General features: G+C 56.3%; 1 protein-coding gene. It reads right to left on the reverse strand.

All coding sequences use genetic code 11. The annotated features are described in order from the left end of the window. Positions 1–37: 37 nt before the first annotated feature. Positions 38–1,563, reverse strand: a protein-coding gene (locus MFP24_RS00390; protein ID WP_249228645.1) for an IS3 family transposase whose coding sequence is annotated in 2 segments (ribosomal slippage) — positions 38–1,128 and positions 1,128–1,563 — 1,527 coding nt in all. Because the reading frame shifts where the segments join, the coding sequence is not laid out codon by codon here. Positions 1,564–1,627 lie beyond the last annotated feature (64 nt).

Here is a 1,627-nt window from a genome sequence, read left to right on the forward strand (position 1 = left end):
CGGTAGCTGTCAACGAAGTTGACACCCTTATTCGTTTTTATGCTGCCGTTTTCAGCCCAGTTTCTGGCTTATCTGGATTCAACATCACCACCTCGACCCGCTGCCATTGACGGCATGAGGTTGACCACCGTTCCGGTCGGGCTTTTTGAGCCGTCTCGTACAAGGCTTTTCGTTTTGCCAGCAGGCTTATATCTTCCCCTCGATGCCGTTGGCCCGGGGTCACATAACCGATGGCGCTATGCCGGTGCTCTTCGTTATACCACCGCCTGAACGCCTCAACCCAACGCCGCGCTTCATCCAGATCAAGGAAGCCTGATGACGGCCACGCCGGAACATATTTTAGCGTCCTGAACAGCGACTCCACATACGGATTATCGTTGCTGACTCGTGGGCGACTGTGCGAGCCGGTGATCTTCAGTTCTTCCAGTTTCGCTTTCAACGTCTGGGATTTCATCGGCGCACCATTGTCGGCATGAAGCACTAACGGATCTCGGTAGCACCCTTCACGTAATACCGTGCGGTGCAGGAGCGCGGCGGCCTGCTCGCCGTTTTCCTCTTCATGAACCTCATAACCGACGATTTTTCGGCTAAAAATATCTTCTATTAGATACAGATAAAAATAACGGCCACGAACCCGGGAGGCCAGCCAGGTGACGTCCCACGTCCACACCTGGCATGGCCTAACAGCCTGATAGCTGGTCGGTTTATTCACCTTCAGCGGTGCGCGGCTACGGCCCCGGTGATGCACCTGACCATGTCGCCGGAGCACCCGGTAAAACGTCGACTCACTGGCCAGGTAGATGCCCTTGTCCGCCAACCGTGGCACGATCTGTGCCGGCGGCAAGCTGGCATATTCCGGCTCGTTACATACCGCGACTATCTGATGCTCTTCCTCAGCCGTCAGTTTATTGGCCGGTACCGGACGCTCTGCCGTGGGGCGACGGTCTTCAGCCTGGCGGCGCCAGCGCCGCCAGGTGCTCAGGCTGACCCCCACTTCCCGGCAAGCGGAGAGCAGACGTGCGCCGGCGCACATGGCTTCACCTGTCCATTGGATAAGCTGCGTGCGTTCATGGGCAGGGGTCAGTCGTCCTCGTCCTCCACACCGTAATAGTGATTCAGCTTTTTTCGCAAGACCAGCAACGCTGCCGCCTCGGCCAGGGCCTTTTCTTTGCGCGCCAATTCGCGCTCCAGCCCTTTGATTTTCTTTTGGGCCTGCTTTTGCGACTGGCGGGTATCAGCTTGTGGCGTCTGGAGAAAAGCCTGTTTCCATTGAGCGATTTGTTCAGGATAGAGGCCTTTGCGACGGCAGTATTCACTCAGTTCCGCTTCACTGAGTGTGGCGGTTTCAACGATGACGGCAAAGCGGGCCTCTGTCGACCAAAGGTCGGTGGTTTTGTTGGCTCCGGGCACCGGTTTTCCCTCCAGTTTAGCTTGGTTTCGCCAGTTATAGAGGGTAGCTTCCGATATCCCTTCCTGGAGTGCAAGTGCGGTGACGGTCATGTTGTAAGGCGGAAGTAATTTGGCCAACACAGCGGCTTTACGTTCCGGTGAATAACGTTTCATATCAGGCTCCGTTGCCCCCATTGAGATTTTCAGTATGGGGTGTCAACTATCCTGCCAGAGGGGG

Origin of the sequence: Brenneria tiliae (genome assembly GCF_023347575.1) — a bacterium.
Classification (GTDB): domain Bacteria; phylum Pseudomonadota; class Gammaproteobacteria; order Enterobacterales; family Enterobacteriaceae; genus Brenneria; species Brenneria corticis.